The sequence below is a fragment of the Tenacibaculum geojense genome, from assembly GCF_042676005.1.
Classification (GTDB): Bacteria; Bacteroidota; Bacteroidia; order Flavobacteriales; family Flavobacteriaceae; genus Polaribacter; species Polaribacter geojense.
The window spans coordinates 1-14,710 of the sequence record NZ_JBHTJR010000004.1 but is presented as its reverse complement, the minus strand read 5'-3'; the positions used below and the strand labels follow the sequence as shown (position 1 = coordinate 14,710).

The 14,710-nt window shown below is 29.3% G+C and carries 19 protein-coding genes; 3 read left to right on the top strand and 16 right to left on the bottom strand.

Annotated elements, in window-relative coordinates:
* Nucleotides 1-261: 261 nt before the first annotated feature.
* On the bottom strand, nucleotides 262-825 hold the full coding sequence (locus ACFQ1U_RS00380; protein ID WP_386104157.1) for a hypothetical protein: 564 nt from the start codon (nucleotides 823-825) through the stop codon (nucleotides 262-264).
* 581 nt (nucleotides 826-1,406) lie between these two features.
* On the opposite strand from ACFQ1U_RS00380, the gene ACFQ1U_RS00375 reads away from it, so the two are divergent.
* A complete protein-coding gene (locus ACFQ1U_RS00375) occupies nucleotides 1,407-1,751 on the top strand; it encodes a hypothetical protein (protein WP_386104155.1) in 345 nt (114 codons plus the stop codon).
* 2 nt (nucleotides 1,752-1,753) lie between these two features.
* On the top strand, nucleotides 1,754-1,894 hold the full coding sequence (locus ACFQ1U_RS00370; RefSeq protein WP_386104153.1) for a hypothetical protein: 141 nt from the start codon (nucleotides 1,754-1,756) through the stop codon (nucleotides 1,892-1,894).
* A gap of 151 nt (nucleotides 1,895-2,045) precedes the next feature.
* Here the strand turns inward: ACFQ1U_RS00370 and ACFQ1U_RS00365 are convergent, their stop codons facing one another.
* The 12 genes from ACFQ1U_RS00365 to ACFQ1U_RS00315 form a co-directional block, all read right to left on the bottom strand.
* The gene (locus ACFQ1U_RS00365) at nucleotides 2,046-2,669 is read right to left on the bottom strand and encodes a hypothetical protein (protein WP_386104151.1); all 624 of its coding nucleotides are present in this window, start codon (nucleotides 2,667-2,669) and stop codon (nucleotides 2,046-2,048) included.
* 40 nt (nucleotides 2,670-2,709) lie between these two features.
* Complete coding sequence (locus ACFQ1U_RS00360; RefSeq protein WP_386104149.1) at nucleotides 2,710-3,606, bottom strand: alpha/beta hydrolase; 897 nt, start codon at nucleotides 3,604-3,606, stop codon at nucleotides 2,710-2,712.
* Between the two features lie 217 nt (nucleotides 3,607-3,823).
* On the bottom strand, nucleotides 3,824-4,366 hold the full coding sequence (locus ACFQ1U_RS00355; protein WP_386104147.1) for a TPM domain-containing protein: 543 nt from the start codon (nucleotides 4,364-4,366) through the stop codon (nucleotides 3,824-3,826).
* A 645-nt stretch (nucleotides 4,367-5,011) separates the two neighbouring features.
* Nucleotides 5,012-5,293, bottom strand: coding sequence for an FEKKY domain-containing protein (locus ACFQ1U_RS13720; RefSeq protein WP_449343020.1), 282 nt, complete (start codon nucleotides 5,291-5,293; stop codon nucleotides 5,012-5,014).
* Nucleotides 5,284-5,469, bottom strand: a complete 186-nt coding sequence (locus ACFQ1U_RS00350) for a hypothetical protein (RefSeq protein WP_386104145.1) — start codon at nucleotides 5,467-5,469, stop codon at nucleotides 5,284-5,286. The genes ACFQ1U_RS13720 and ACFQ1U_RS00350 overlap by 10 nt, the downstream gene beginning before the upstream one ends.
* A 279-nt stretch (nucleotides 5,470-5,748) precedes the next feature.
* On the bottom strand, nucleotides 5,749-6,429 hold the full coding sequence (locus ACFQ1U_RS00345; protein ID WP_386104143.1) for a hypothetical protein: 681 nt from the start codon (nucleotides 6,427-6,429) through the stop codon (nucleotides 5,749-5,751).
* A gap of 136 nt (nucleotides 6,430-6,565) precedes the next feature.
* Nucleotides 6,566-6,991, bottom strand: coding sequence for a hypothetical protein (locus ACFQ1U_RS00340; protein WP_386104141.1), 426 nt, complete (start codon nucleotides 6,989-6,991; stop codon nucleotides 6,566-6,568).
* A gap of 220 nt (nucleotides 6,992-7,211) precedes the next feature.
* On the bottom strand, nucleotides 7,212-8,084 hold the full coding sequence (locus tag ACFQ1U_RS00335; RefSeq protein ID WP_386104139.1) for an NADAR family protein: 873 nt from the start codon (nucleotides 8,082-8,084) through the stop codon (nucleotides 7,212-7,214).
* A gap of 356 nt (nucleotides 8,085-8,440) precedes the next feature.
* Nucleotides 8,441-8,851, bottom strand: coding sequence for a hypothetical protein (locus ACFQ1U_RS00330; RefSeq protein ID WP_386104137.1), 411 nt, complete (start codon nucleotides 8,849-8,851; stop codon nucleotides 8,441-8,443).
* A 57-nt stretch (nucleotides 8,852-8,908) separates the two neighbouring features.
* Nucleotides 8,909-9,958: a hypothetical protein gene (locus ACFQ1U_RS00325; RefSeq protein WP_386104135.1), complete on the bottom strand. Its 1,050-nt coding sequence runs from the start codon at nucleotides 9,956-9,958 to the stop codon at nucleotides 8,909-8,911.
* Nucleotides 9,959-10,164: 206 nt separating this feature from the next.
* Entirely contained in the window at nucleotides 10,165-10,713 is a 549-nt protein-coding gene (locus tag ACFQ1U_RS00320; protein ID WP_386104133.1) for a hypothetical protein, read from the bottom strand.
* 239 nt (nucleotides 10,714-10,952) lie between these two features.
* Nucleotides 10,953-11,654 carry a phospholipase D family protein gene (locus ACFQ1U_RS00315; protein WP_386104131.1) on the bottom strand — a complete coding sequence of 234 codons (702 nt, stop codon included), beginning with the start codon at nucleotides 11,652-11,654 and terminating at the stop codon, nucleotides 10,953-10,955.
* A 449-nt stretch (nucleotides 11,655-12,103) separates the two neighbouring features.
* On the opposite strand from ACFQ1U_RS00315, the gene ACFQ1U_RS00310 reads away from it, so the two are divergent.
* On the top strand, nucleotides 12,104-12,274 hold the full coding sequence (locus ACFQ1U_RS00310; protein ID WP_386104129.1) for a hypothetical protein: 171 nt from the start codon (nucleotides 12,104-12,106) through the stop codon (nucleotides 12,272-12,274).
* A gap of 309 nt (nucleotides 12,275-12,583) precedes the next feature.
* Here ACFQ1U_RS00310 and ACFQ1U_RS00305 read toward each other — a convergent pair whose 3' ends face one another.
* From ACFQ1U_RS00305 to ACFQ1U_RS00295, 3 genes are all read right to left on the bottom strand, one after another.
* Nucleotides 12,584-13,291, bottom strand: a complete 708-nt coding sequence (locus tag ACFQ1U_RS00305; protein ID WP_386104127.1) for a hypothetical protein — start codon at nucleotides 13,289-13,291, stop codon at nucleotides 12,584-12,586.
* A 71-nt stretch (nucleotides 13,292-13,362) separates the two neighbouring features.
* Nucleotides 13,363-13,842 (bottom strand): hypothetical protein, encoded by a 480-nt coding sequence (locus tag ACFQ1U_RS00300; protein WP_386104125.1) that lies wholly within the window; start codon nucleotides 13,840-13,842, stop codon nucleotides 13,363-13,365.
* A 229-nt stretch (nucleotides 13,843-14,071) separates the two neighbouring features.
* Nucleotides 14,072-14,626, bottom strand: coding sequence for a hypothetical protein (locus tag ACFQ1U_RS00295; protein ID WP_386104123.1), 555 nt, complete (start codon nucleotides 14,624-14,626; stop codon nucleotides 14,072-14,074).
* Between the last annotated feature and the right edge of the window lie 84 nt (nucleotides 14,627-14,710).

The window sequence follows — 14,710 nt, the reverse complement described above, 5'->3', positions numbered from 1 at the left end:
TTTATCTCTTCTTTTGAATATTGACTATTAGAAACACAAGAAGATAAAAAGAAAAATATTAGAAGAATGTCTAATTTATATGTCATGTTTTTTATCATTTGAGTATTTTTTTCATATTGTGGCTAACGTATTTGTATAACTGTTGTTACGGGATTAAAGTTACGTATTTTGTTTAATAACTAGCGTTAGTAATTACCGAGTGGATTCGGACGAAGTCGAATCCGCCGTAATTGTGGTTATATATTGTTAGCAAAAGTTATTTTATTCAGAGCAAAAAATATTGTATTCTAACGCAATTTCTTCTATAGTATATTTTTTATATTCTTTAGTATTAAAAATATCAACAACTTCGGGACAATCTTTGAAGTATTCTTTTGCATTTTTTCGAAAATTGAAACCCAAAAAGCTTCTAGCTAATTCTTCATTATCTCGTTTTAAATAAGTCGTTTTATTTTCACGTAAAGTTTTCATGAAATTATCATTCCCAAACATATTATCATAAGTATAGAATTGATCTTCATAAATATTTACTTTCCCTCTATATTTAACTTCTAATAAAAGAGGCTTTTGCTTTTTATTTACTTTAATATATTCAAATTCTCTAACTTCTTTAAAACCATAAAAAGTTATACCTTTAATTATTCTAAAATCCCATTTTTCAGCTTTGTCTACATAAGATAGTTTAAATTTAATTTTATTATTTTTTGTAATTAAACCTAACCCTTGAATTGTATCTCCATCAATAAAAATTAAATCAGCTTTTTGAGTTTGACTAAACAAACTTAAATTTAAGATTAATAAAAAGAAAAACAGTTTTTTTTTCATAATTTTTGCTAACGTTTACGCTAATAAATCGTTGCGATTTTAGGTGTTTGACTGTAAATATAACAAAAGATTGGAGTTATCCGAGTATTTTCCTGCAAGGAAAATATGAGCAATGTTTTTTGCCATTGTTATTTTTTGTACGCCGACATGATACACGTTTTTCTAAAATCAGATCGTAATTAATTTCGTTTTAGTCAATCTTTCAAATTATAGTACAAAATATATTCAATCATTATTTAGTCGTGTTTTCAATGGTGTTTTTTTCATTTATTGAGTAAATTCTGTTTTCAAAGGGAATTAATTCTGTTTTCACAGTTAGAAAATCAATCGTAATTCTTTGATAAGAAAAAGTAGAGAAGGAGCTAATTTATTCAAGTTTTCCATGTCTGAGTATTGTCCTTATGTATTAACGGCTTCGTATAACTCTTCAGTTATCGGGCTAATTTAGCCAAAAGTTTTCAGTTATATTCTAGTTTAAGCAATTCTTAGTGGATTCAACTACGTTCGAATCCGCCGTAATTGCGGTTATACATTGTTGGCAGCAAGTTGACCAAAGCAGAACACGAATTGAAAAATCGGAAATGAAAAGAATTTTTTACCTACTTATTGTTTTGACTTTAACAAGTTGCAGATATTTTAATGTAAGTCCTGTAAACGGAATTACAACTAAAAACCTGACCGAAAAACCAACTCATTCTAAAATGATTGGTATTTGGGAAGTAGATAAATTCAGTTACGAATTAAATGAGGAGAAAGGTTATGAAAAGAAAAAAATCGAACTGAATCTAAAGGAAAATGGAACCTTTGAAATAACAAACTTACCGAATTACATAAATGTATTTGACCAAACAAATGAACGTTTCGTAAACACAAATGGAACGTGGAAAATTGGAAAAGATTTTAAAGGAAAAAAAAATGGGTTTTGAATATGAGTTTTAACAACAGTAATCTATATGAAAACGGAATGTTAACTTCCTACGATTTATATTTACAAAATGACGAAATAATTATTTGGAATTTTATTGGAGACCCAGATTCTGGAGAAAGATTTTTGTATGAGAAAAAATAAAAACCAGTTGCCAACAATGTATAACCGCAATTACGGCGGATTCGACTACGTCCGAATCCACTCGGAATTGCTAACACTAGTGAACAAAAGAAAATAATAACTTATTTAACCCGCAACTGACGGTTATACGTAACCGTTGTAGGTAGTGCTTTTATAATTGTGGCCATCCAAAACTATTTAGTTTTTTTGTTACCATATTATATTCTTTCAGCCTAACATTTGTTTCAAACCAAGCGTGCCAACCTCCAATCCAGCTTTCTGTCAATTGGTCTTTTAATACATAAGAGTCTTGACTAAAATCAATAAATTGAATTACTAATATTTTTTGTCCGTTTTCAATAAACCCTAAATATTGTCGGTCAAATTTTATGCTCTTTTTTGCTTCTTTTTTATTCCATTTCATTAGGTTCTGGAAATCCTTTTGTCTTTCTTCAAGAGTCCATTCTGGGTCGACTTTAAATCTTACAAAATTTTGATTGTATGCAAACCTTTTGTCGGAATCCAAATACTGCTTATTTATTTCAATTTCCGCTTCTATGATTTCATTTTCAGCCTGTGTAAACCTGTTTGATAATCTACCTTTATTGAATCCAGCTACATATTCTTTCGGAAATATCACTCCTGTACTTTTTTCTAAATCAAGAATTTTCATTTCTCTTTTTACCTCTTCAGAAAGTGGTTCGAGAACAACTCCGTGATTTACGTTGAACTTGGAACTTCCACAACTTAATGTCAAAGTCAAAATTAATGATATGTAAATTATCTTTTTCAGCATTACCTATAACGATTTGAATAAACGTCCGTTTCAATGGCGTTTATTTTTTGTTAGCTGTTTTTTTCTTTCCAAAAGCGTATATAATTCCCTTTGTTATAAAACTAGGATAAACAGAATGATGGTCTTCATCAGGAATAATAATAGATTGGATATTTAAACCTAAATAATTTCTAGACAATAACCTTTTCTCAAAAGCTAGCATTTCAGCAACCATATTTGATTTCATCTTTTCTTCCTTTTTTCCGATACACAAAAAAACATTAGCTTTCATATTCTTATGGGATTTATAGTACACCTCTTCGAATCCGTTTAAGCAATAATTGTCATACCATAAAGAGGGACTTCCGGCTAAATAATATTCAAATAAATATGGTGTTGTAACCAGCATATAACTCGCTAATAATCCACCAAAAGAGTGTCCAGCAAATACTTTTTTGGAATTATCTATTCTATAAGTCTCTTCTAAAAATGGAAACATATCATTTTTTATAAATGATATAAAATCATCAGCTTTTCCAGAAGCCAACTTTGATTCTTTTGAGTGTCCTCTCAATTCATTAGGAGAATAGGTCGGTGTATAGTCCCTTGTCCTGCTAACAGTTGGCTTATCATCTTTGGAATAGGAGATTCCCACTGTGATAAATTCTTCTACGTTTAATCGTCTTGTTATACTAGTCACTATTGGGAAGGAATAGTCTGAATCAGTTAAAATCAATATAGGGTATTGTTTATTCGAGTTTGAATATGATTTTGGTAGCTTAATGTATAGCTCGTAAGATTTTTGATTTAATGTTGATTTGATAGAATGAACTTCTGTTTCTTTTATTTCAAATGATTTTAACTCTATTATTTCTTTATCAGTAATTGTTTCTTTTGGGTTGTGAGAACTATCTATTGTTTTGTTTTTAGAATTCCTATCACTACAGGATATTACCATTGTCGCGATGAAGAGTACTAATAAAAATTTATTCATTCTTTGTTGTTGTTTTATTAGGTGTGATAATTACAGCTAACGGCTTCGTATAACCCGTCAGTTATCGGGCTAATTTATCCAAAAGTTTTTAGTTATTTACTAGCTTAAGCAATTCCGAGTGGATTCGGACGTAGTCGAATCCGCCGTAATTGCGGTTATACATTATTGTACACAGTACTTTTTATTTCCATTTTTCTATTAATTCAACCACTCCTTTTTTAATTCCGACATAGAAATTACCGTTTTTAAATTCAGGAATTATTGTTTGGTCAATTACTTTTTTACAGATTTCGTTTGTCAAAATCAGTTCAGTTCCATTTCCATTTGCAATTCCGATTTTTCTACAAGGATTGCACATAACAATTGTCAGTCCATTATTTTTTTCAGCGTTTCCAACTCCCCAATAATTACTTAAGTCAGTCGCAAATTTTTGAATATTGGAATAAGGTAAAATACTGTCAATTGTCACAACAACTATTTGTCGAGTTGTTTCAATGTTATAGTCATAAATAATATCTGAAAGTTCTTTCATCTCTAAGGGACTGAAAATACTATCATAATCGTTTATTATTTGACCTTTAAGTTTCGTTTCTCTGAACTTTTCAATAGTTGAGAAGTCAAATTCGGAAATAGGTTTTTTTGTTTCAGTTTCTAGTGCTGAACTTTTGCAATAAAGCAAATTCAGGGTCAGAAATAGGATTAATATTTTAGTTCCGATTTTCATTTTTCGTATTGTGTATAACGTTTACGCTAATAAATCGTTACGATTTTAGGTGTTTGACTATAAATATAACAAAAGATTGGATTTATCCGAGTATTTTCCTGCAAGAAAAATATGAGCAATGTTTTTTAGCCATTGTTATTTTTTGTAAGCCGACATGATACAGGTTTTTCTAAAAATCAGAACGTAATTAATTTTGTTTTAGAGTATATTTCAAATTATAGTACAAAATATATTCAATCCTTATTTAGTCGTGTTTTCAATGCTGATTTTTTCATTTATTGAGTAAATTCTGTTTTCACAGTTTTGAATATTCAGTCTTTCGTTTCAAATCTGTTTTCAAGATTAAGTCAATCTTTTTAGTGATTATTTTGTCTGTTTTCAAAGGGAATTAATTCTGTTTTCACAGTTAGAAAATCAATCGTAATTCTTTGATAAGAAAAAGTAGAGAAGGAGCTAATTCATTCAAGTTTTCCATGTCTGAGTATTGTCCTTACGTATTAAAAACAACGGTCTCAGCTAAGGAATCGTTGCGTTGGTTTTAGCGTTTAGTTTATAAATATACTTAAACACTTGGTCATTAGCAGTATTTTCCCAACGGGAAAATCCGTGAGCAATGTTTTTTAGCTAATGTTGTACAACGTTTTTTTATTCTAATCCAATTACATCTTTATCTATTCTATTCAAAATTTCACGTCCGTACTTAAGAGTCAAAATCTTTAAAATTTGATTATTATATTCTAAATAACAGTCAAATAATTTTATTTCTTTAAAGTAAATGTATTCTAAAGAATATTCTTTTTTAATATTCTGGATTTCTAATTTTTTGTCGTTTTTATTCTCCTCTGAAACATAGAGTTTCAATTTTTTATTCTTAAAATCAGAATACGCAGTTTTTTTATTAGAATTACAATTTTCGGCTAATGAAATTCATTTAAATCGAGTTCTTTTAATCCATTCATTTTTATATGAAATTTCTTAAATACATTGTCCAAATAATAGAGTGTCAATTCATATTCTTTCTTAGGTTCTTCAGGAACTAATTTAAACTCTCCACTTTCATTAAGTCTTACATAAGTATTGGATGAGCTTTCTTTTACACTCAAATAATTGAAGTTTTTATAGAATTCTTTTTAATAAAATAACTTTCCTTTTATTGTATCAAGAACTTGAGAAAAAGACGAAACATTCCCTAAAAAAAAATAATATTATAAACCCTTTTTCAATTTTCATTTTGCCAATGTTGTACAACGTTTTAGTATAAGCTTTGTTGCGTTTTTGTTATGCTAAAAGTAAGCAATTTATTAAACAACTTTGTGCCTGCGTATTTTTCCGAAGGAAAAATATAGCAGCAATAAAGTTTATACAGTGTTACCACATGTTTTTTATTCCATTATTTTTAATTCAGTTAGTAATTGTTCATTCGAAAATCCAGAACAACTGTCATCTTGAAATCTTATTTTTTCAGTTCCGTTTTCAAGATTATAACTCACTCCAAAATTACAAGAATTGTCAGCATTTTGCATTAAAGTCAGTTTGCGTTCAAAGAGAGCTATTCTGTAGATTATTGATTCTGTTATTTTTATTTTACCACGTTTTATTATTTTTCCGTTTTTGTAATACTTAAATTTTAAGAATCCATTTTTAGGTTTAAAAATCAGTTTGTCAGATTCAAAGGTTTGATGCCCCCAAGTTGAATTTAAAATCCAACTTTCATTTTTTCGAATTGATTCCTTTATCAGAGATTTCTTTTCGTAATCTTTGTATTTATTCACACAGATTTTGACTTCATTCAGTTTCTTTGCGTTTGTAAATGTTGTGTCAATTATCTGTCCGAAAATGTTAGTGTATTCAATTTTTAAAATGTCTGAATTGTTGATTATAATTTTTTTTTGATTTTTCCAGTATTTTTCTTCTTGGTCAAATTTTTGTTCAGTCAGAATTTTTGGGTTAACTCTATCCAATAAAAACATTGTAAAACCATTTTCTTGATTGCAATCATTCGGAATTAATTCAATTCGGTTTTGGGCAAACGAAATGAATGAATTCAAAACTAAAATTATCAATATGAAATATGTTTTTCTCAATGTGTGGTAACGTATTTGTGTATGGTTTTTGCGGGAAAAGTACGCGAGTCGTTTTCCGTTGATTTAGAAAGATAATTAATAAGATTGAATTTCCGGCGAGGAAATTCCGCCTCAATTAATTATACACGTTGTTGGCAATAGTATTTTCAATCATTATTTCATTCAGTTTTTGAGTGTCAGATTCTGCAAACTCATTTAAGTCAAGCGTAATTATTTTTCCGTCATATTTTGTCAAAGTCAAGATTTTTCTATTCAGTTCAGTCGCTTTGATTTCGTCAAATCGTAATAATTTCCCAAGAAATGATTTGATTCGAATTACGATTCCTTTGTTATTCCATTGCACAGTATTTTTACACCAAAAGAGTTTACTGAAATATATAGCTTGTAATAAAAATCCAGTCGCACTTATATATTTATAGATTTTTTCATTTTCAAATTCAATTGGCTCAGCTATTCCGATTACTATAAAAATCAATGATAAGATTATCAGTATAATCCAATAATTTCCTTTCCCTAAATGGTCAAAATGTATTCGTTTCATTTCCGTTCTGTTATATTATTGCCAACGGCTTCGGTTATGATTAGTGCGGGAATAGGGAAGCGGTAGCTTCACGATTTAGCACTAAGACGAAGCATTTAGTTTGCTTTTATTTTTTCTTATTCAAAAGTCAAATCTAAATGATTTGACGACATTATAAAAATACACTAAACTTTTGATTAAACACCAAACCCGTATTAATTATAGCCATTGTTACCAGTAGTTATTTTTGCTTATTTGTTGTATAATCTTCTTGTTGCCAATATCCGTTTGCAAAGTTGTTTTTCATTAAATTCTGTCTCAATTCAGTCAGTACAATACCTAACCAATTAGTTCCTTTCCATTTTAAAGGATTATAAGAGTCTTCATTGTCAGAGTCTAATCCGATTCCCCAAATTTTATCATATGGACTAGCTTCAACTATTGTTTTTCCTTTTGTTGATATTAATAACTTTAAATGTTCGGAGTTCTGTTCAAACTTTGCCTTATTGCCTTTATAAACTATGTCTAATGCGTTTCTATTCCAGATTTCAATGTCAAATCCTTTTACTTGTCTTCCAAGTTTCTTTTGCTCTCTAACGTTACTAGTTGACATTATTTTATCAGCTATTTCGTTATCATTAAATAATTCGGCTTTTCTGAACATCATATATTGTTCAGCACTATTGAAAGTCAAATTGTCAATTTTGAATTCAGATTTATGCCATTGAGAGAAAGGGTGGTTTGTCTCATAAAAGAAGTAGTATTCTTCATTTAAACTTTCAGGTTTATACCAACCAATATTTCCGCCTGATAATCCTAATTCTAAATGTTTTGAATTGAAATAACTTGGTTCAAAAGGTTTTAGAGGAAAGTCTGGATAATCAATTAAACACATTCTTTCTTCATCTGATGAATTAATTCCTCTTTCTAAATGTCTATTAAGGATTTTCGGTTGTCTTTTCGAGTTTTGTAAAAAATCTTTTAATTGATTTGCGAATTCGTTCTCGTTATCACTAAATTCTTTATCAAATATTATCTCGTGTAAACTTGCGTGCATTTCACCTCCACAAAGTTTGGCATCTCCGATTCTATATTGATAATATTTAAAGTTCATTTTTTTTATTACTGGTAACGGTTAGTATAAGAAACGTAGGGTAGTTGAAAAGCCATACGTTTTGTATTGGTACTAAGCCAAATATAAATATTTTGCTTTTATCCTTTTTCTCATAAACGCCAAATTTTATATTTGGCGACTTGATAAATAATCACAGACCTTTCGATTAAGCATAAAAGCCCTATGTTTCCTTATACATTGTTAGGTGCTTTTTAATTTCTTTGCTAACGGTATTAAAAATTTCATCCTCCTGAAATCCTCTTAAGTTAAAATCAAGGTCAAAATATAGCTTTATTTCATCTTCTGGAGTATATACTTGATACTGAATAATTGGAAATCCGTTTTTATAAAACGAATCATATGGATATTTTCGTCCACATTAACTTTAAACCATTTGATATTAGTAATTGCTTTGAAAGTAAGTCTATTCGTTCAGTTAGTTTTTCAGTTCGTGCTTCTATTTTATGACGATTAGCCATAATTAATCCATCTTTTAGATTATCGAATCCAGCATCGTCACGTAAATGGACAAATAATAAATCAATTACTTTGTCAAGAGTGTTATACTTCTCATCATAAACAGTTTGAGCGTAATCCTCACCAAAAATAAATAAGTTGATATTTATTCGGTTTATAGGACAATACCAATCTCGTTTAATTTTAAATTCAAACTCATAGCCAGATAATTCCAGTTCACTTTCAGAACGAAATTTATTGACCACTCTTTCAGTCAGTTCAAAAAGATTTATTTCTTTATCGAATCCCATTTTTTGTAATTGAACCTAACGTTTCGGGTATGATGTCGTAGCTATCCCGCAGGATAGCTATGCATTATACCCATTGTTAGGCAATGTTTTATTTATCCAGTTGTTATAATCTTTTACGTCATTTATTTCATCATAAGTCCAGCAATCACAATTTAGACTTTCGTTAAATCCGAAATACCTTAATATAAGTCCATTGCCCATAGTCTGGTTCTTTGATAGTATTTTTAGTCTTTCAATTAGCCAATTCAAACTTTTTTCATTTTGTGATTTATCCAATTTCAGAAAAAGTTTGATTATGCCAATACCTAGTTTGCTTTTTTTGCTTAAAATTTCATCAAGTTTAGCTGTTAGGAAGGAATCATTTATAAAGTCTACATTCTCTAAATTCTCATCATTTTCTATGAAGAAATGTTGAAATTCAAAATCTTTCAGCGTTGGAGCACTTGCGTGTAAAATACTCTGCGTTTGTCCATTTACTTCTTCTGTTTTTGTAATCGAAATATTAGGGATGTCTATTCCCAATTCGATATAAGCTTTTGTCTTGTGATGACCATCTAATAAATAACAAGCTGTAAAGTCAGCATTTATTGGACTGTATAATTCATAGGTAATTGTTTTTGGTCGTAAACCATTTTGGATTAGCTTTTTGTAGTAATCTACCCTTTCCTTGTCTATTGATTCATTCGGAGTAGTAAAAAATATGTTTGATTTATCATAGGGGTATGGGTAAAAAGCACCTGAAAATCTTTTGTTCATTGGTACGTTCTCTGAATATTTCACTTGCCCCTCGTACATGAAATTGCAGACATCAAGTTTCATTATACCTAAGTGTATTTTGTATGTTCCACTGGAAAATAGTTCAAGAAATTTCTTAACAGAATCAAATACTTGCTCTTCAGTTCCATCAATCAAAACTTGATTTAATCTATCGGTTAATGTTTTTCGTTTATCAGAAGAAAAGTCGGATAAAGCAAAATATTCTCCTACGCTACCAGCACAATCAGGCCAATTAACGATTAGTGCTGTTCCTTCAATCACTAAACAGCTTGCGAACTCATCAAAAAACAATTGAATTATGTTCTGTCCATTTGATATTTTTACTTCCATCTATTATTGCCTAACGGCTTCGGCTATGATTAGTGCGGGAATAGGGAAGCGAAGGCTTTCCAATTTAGCACAAAGACGAAGCATTTTGTTTGCTTTTATTTTTTCTTATTCAAAAGTCAAATCAAAATGATTTGACGACCTTATAAAAATACACTAAACTTTGGATTAAACACCAAAACCCGTATTAATTATAGCCATTGTTGTGCCTAGTTATTTGTTTCAATAAATTCAGGTATTAATATTTTCCTAATACTTTTTTCATCATCTTTAATACCTGTGTATGGATTATCTCTAAGGTCCTTATTCCAAAATATCTCCATTTGAAAAAGAAAAGATTGCATTATATACTTTTCTAAATTTAAGTTAAGATTGTCAATTTTTGAATTTTCTGTAAAGCCAGCATTGTCAATTAAATAATCATTTGATGGATGTCCTCTTTTAATAATTCCCTTACTATGTTTTATATAGTTATTTAAATTTCTCAATTTTTTCATTTCATTATAATACATAAAATCTTCACAATCTTTCCAGAAATTGATATCATTATTTAATTTCTCCTTCATATCGTAAAGAGTATCTTCTAATGATTTAGCTATTCCGATTATTATAAGTTCATTTAGCTTCTGTCGATAACCACTTAACATTCGGCTAGTTTCCTTCATTCTGTCTTTATTACCTCTATGATTATCATCTTTGTCATACCATTGAATTTCAGTATGAAAGACATCTATTTTGTCTTTAGTAGCAGTGTACATCAATAATAGACTTCCTAGACGATGAATTATATCAAAATGAATCGTAGCTCTATTATTAAACTCCCAAAATTTTTCGTCAAATTCCATTTTTTCTAATTAGGCACAACGGTTAGGTGTATGGCTTCGTTGCGTGTTTCAGCAACTAATTTAGTAAAAAAACAAAGGTAATAATTCAGCGCGAGGATTTTCCGAAAGGAAAATCAGAAGCAATGAATTATACACGTTGTTGCCCACTGGCTTTATTTATTTTCTTTATAACAGTCGTAACATTCAGGTTTAATCATTGATGTTGATTCAAACTCTCCACAACTATGACAAACGTTTTCTTCATATTCAGTATTTTCAAATTGAGACCAGGTGGCAAAACAATCCCAACAATAAGGTTTTTCAACATCATACTCAATACGTTCTTTACACCTTATACAGTAACCACGTTTAGGTTTCGCTTTTTTATTCGTTCCGTTTGATGTTTTGTTTTTAGGCTGGAATAACTTTCTTTTTGTTTTTGATAATTGAATTATTTCTGATGATTGAATAATTGAAAGAGTTTCATTTACAGCATTCTCAAATAAATTTTTGTCATTATTTCGAGTTACATAAACTCCCATTTCACGATTGTTTTTTTCCGAAAACTCATACATATTCATCGATGTGATAACCATTTCTTGTTCATTAAAATAACATTTGGCGTGTAAATTCTCAAAGTATAGTAATTCCAAATTTTTTAATTCAGCAAGTGAGTTTTTCTCATTAGGTTTCAACTCATCTTTTCCATAAATTATTTTAATTGAAACATTTCTTTTTGATGCATCTAATAATCTTTCATAAAATGTTTTTGAAATTTGTAAATATGGTGAAACTAATATCAGTTTTTTCTTTGCTCCAGTTATTATCTTTTCAATATGATATGAAGTTCCGTTTGTTGTTAAAAATTCTGCCATTTTCTTTGTTGGTCGATGTTTTGTTTAGCTTGTGGGCAACGTTTTGTATAAACCCCGTTTTAATGGGGTTTATACGCTGTTATGGTTTGTTTTTTTATCCAATTTTCAATTAAAGAAATCACACTCAATACAAAAATATATACAATTAAAGAATTCGATTTTATGTTGTCTAAAGAGTCAAAAGATATTAATAACAGGTATAAGAAAGTTACCGTAATAAAAAATAACTTAAAATTGTAAAATTTCTCTAAAAGAACTGAAATTATAAACCCAACACTTAGTAGGATATAGTATTTTACATTAACCCAAAGACCACCCAGATTTAATGAAAAACTTATAAAAAAATTAATTAAAAAAGAAACAATTAAATAGCTTATAATCGTTTTTAAAATATTTCTTATTATTTTCATAATATATTATCATTTTCGTTAAAAAAAGCGTTTTTTATAGTGAAACAATTTATCGGTATAGATTCAAAAGATATATCAGGTATTTTAATATTCAGTAAATCTTTCGGAAAAATTGAACAATTTAAAATTGTAGCAATATCCAGAAGGTCAAATTCAGATATTCTAATAGGATTAATTTCTTGTAGAGAGTTTTCTAGATTAAACTCATGAATATAAAAAAAAGGTATCAAAAAACTCATGTAAATATTATAACATTTTTTGGACTCAATATTTTTTAATTGCAAGACAAAACTAGGTTGATTAATAAAGTAAGTAGTTTTTTCTATTACAATATAATTTGAATCAAGTTTTTTTAAAAATCCAATAAAATTAACCCAGATCTCTTTTTTTTCTTTAATACCTTCTTCACACTTTGATATAAGATGAATTATCTCATTAGTTTTATTATATCTTGCGTCTAATCCATTTATCCATTTAGGATATAGTTGATAGGAAAGTTTAAACAAGTTCTCCTTTAATTTAATCACATTCGAGTCCACTTGATACAATATAAGTTTGATGTTCTTTTAATTGTCCATTCCACCCCAAAGGAGCCGTTGTTGATATTTCACCTCCCTTTTCTCTCGTAAATTCACGTAACTTAGTGTAAAAATAATCTCTTAACTGAACACTATTTGAATTTGGGTTAATAGATTGATAAAGGTCTGTTACTCCCTCAGCTTTAGTTATTAAGGTTTGACCTTCCGTCCTAGCATTATGGTTAGTTAAATAGCCTCCTACTAAAGGCGATTCTTTTGGGAGTCCTATATACAATTCGCTTATATACACATTAACTAATTTCGTTGGACTACCTATAGTTAAAAATTGAATATTTACATTTTTGATTCCTGCAGCTTGCCAATTTGCTCCTACATCACTAAATTCTAAACTGGATAAGCATATTTTTATATCTTCCTCGATATATTCAACACACTCTCTTTCCGAATTCTCAACTGTTCCAGAAGGACAATTACAAGAATTAGTAGCAGAATTATATACTTTATCGCCAGTACAACTTGTTCCGCTCCCAGAGTTAGAACCTCCACCTCCATTAGAATCCCAAGCAAAATCACCAAGTAACTCTTCATTTTCTTGATGATAATCATAAACATAAATAAACGGAACTATCGCGTAAGCACCTTCCGTTGGTCTTGTCGCAGTAATGGTTACTTCATCTAATTGACACAATGTACAATCTATATAGGGGCAATCATCAGGACAATCTCCTCCATTTGAACTTCTACCTGAAGTATTTTCTTTTAGTTGTAATTTTTTACGGGAATACCATTTTCATAAACTAATCCATTAATAAAGTTTCCCTGTAAATCGGAGATATAAGCCTTTCCTGTAAAATTAGACTCACTATTTCCATAGTTTTGGGTCATACTAAATAAAACACCTCTTACAGAATTATTAACTTTTGTAATTAAAATTCTGCTGTACATTTTTTTACCCTCAATATTAGCAGGAACAATTGCGAGAAGTTCATTACTATTTTCTATTTTAGCGTAAGATAATTTATCGAAATCTGTAATTAAATTAAAGTTGTTACTTGCTCTTTTACTTGAGCCATTAGTATCATCCAAAAATTGTTGTACTTCATTAATAGCAGCAGTTGAGATAAAATTTGAGTTGTTAATGGAAGAATTTAGTTGGTTTTCTTCCTTTTCACAGTTCCATAACATCAGAGAAAGTCCAAACAGAACTAGTCCAAATTTTAGTAATTTGTTTGATTTCATTTTCATGACTTTATAAATTTAATGTTAATATTTGATTCTCAAAATTTATATAGTTACAATTTTTATTCACAGCAGTTTGTGATATAAACCACAACGGTTTTGTGTATGATTTTTTGCGGGAAAGGACGCGAGTCATTTTCCGATGTTGCGGAAAGATAATTAATAAGATTGAATTTCCGATGAGGAAATTCAGCCGTAATTAATTATACACCTTGTTGTGTAATGTTTTTTATTCAATTTCTACTCCGTTTAAATTCCATTTGTAAATTCGATTGTTCCAATCAGTTGCTTTTACCAAATTGTCTTTAACTTCAAAGTCATCTTTTTCATTTTGCGATACGAAGATATCAGCCCCACCATTTTGCCATATTATTTTTCCGTCATTATTAATTCTTGTTATTTCCATTTCTCCGTGAATGATATAACCATTTTCTATTTTGAAAATTTCAAATGCGGTAGCTTTATCCACTTTTGTTTTCCAATTCAGATTTAGAGTAGGTAAGTCTAAACAAAAAACTGAATCGCAACAGCATATTAAAATCCGATTAGACTCAATAATTTGTGAAGTTTTGTGCAGTTCAGTTACTGCACCTTCAGTTCCAATTATCGCACTATTTATTTCAGTTCCGTTTTCCAATATTGTTATTCCGATTATGGTCGGTAATTTGAAATCAGATTCAGTCAAATAGTTTTTTAAGTATTTATTCAGATTGTCATTCGAATCTGGATTATAGTCAGATTTATTTAATAATTCAACTTGGTATTTTTCTATTTCGAATGTCATTTCAAATGTTGGGTAACGGCTTAGTATAACCCGTCAGTTATCGGGCTAATTTAGCCAAAAGTTTTTAGTTATATACTAGCTTAA

Coding starts and splice junctions, on each gene's coding strand:
- ACFQ1U_RS00380 (WP_386104157.1), bottom strand. CDS start 825: ATGAAAAAAAAACTGTTTTTCTTTTTATTAATCTTAAATTTAAGTTTG.
- ACFQ1U_RS00375 (WP_386104155.1), top strand. CDS start 1,407: ATGAAAAGAATTTTTTACCTACTTATTGTTTTGACTTTAACAAGTTGC.
- ACFQ1U_RS00370 (WP_386104153.1), top strand. CDS start 1,754: ATGAGTTTTAACAACAGTAATCTATATGAAAACGGAATGTTAACTTCC.
- ACFQ1U_RS00365 (WP_386104151.1), bottom strand. CDS start 2,669: ATGCTGAAAAAGATAATTTACATATCATTAATTTTGACTTTGACATTA.
- ACFQ1U_RS00360 (WP_386104149.1), bottom strand. CDS start 3,606: ATGGTAATATCCTGTAGTGATAGGAATTCTAAAAACAAAACAATAGAT.
- ACFQ1U_RS00355 (WP_386104147.1), bottom strand. CDS start 4,366: ATGAAAATCGGAACTAAAATATTAATCCTATTTCTGACCCTGAATTTG.
- ACFQ1U_RS00340 (WP_386104141.1), bottom strand. CDS start 6,991: ATGAAACGAATACATTTTGACCATTTAGGGAAAGGAAATTATTGGATT.
- ACFQ1U_RS00335 (WP_386104139.1), bottom strand. CDS start 8,084: ATGAACTTTAAATATTATCAATATAGAATCGGAGATGCCAAACTTTGT.
- ACFQ1U_RS00330 (WP_386104137.1), bottom strand. CDS start 8,851: ATGGGATTCGATAAAGAAATAAATCTTTTTGAACTGACTGAAAGAGTG.
- ACFQ1U_RS00325 (WP_386104135.1), bottom strand. CDS start 9,958: ATGGAAGTAAAAATATCAAATGGACAGAACATAATTCAATTGTTTTTT.
- ACFQ1U_RS00320 (WP_386104133.1), bottom strand. CDS start 10,713: ATGTACACTGCTACTAAAGACAAAATAGATGTCTTTCATACTGAAATT.
- ACFQ1U_RS00315 (WP_386104131.1), bottom strand. CDS start 11,654: ATGGCAGAATTTTTAACAACAAACGGAACTTCATATCATATTGAAAAG.
- ACFQ1U_RS00300 (WP_386104125.1), bottom strand. CDS start 13,842: ATGAAATCAAACAAATTACTAAAATTTGGACTAGTTCTGTTTGGACTT.
- ACFQ1U_RS00295 (WP_386104123.1), bottom strand. CDS start 14,626: ATGACATTCGAAATAGAAAAATACCAAGTTGAATTATTAAATAAATCT.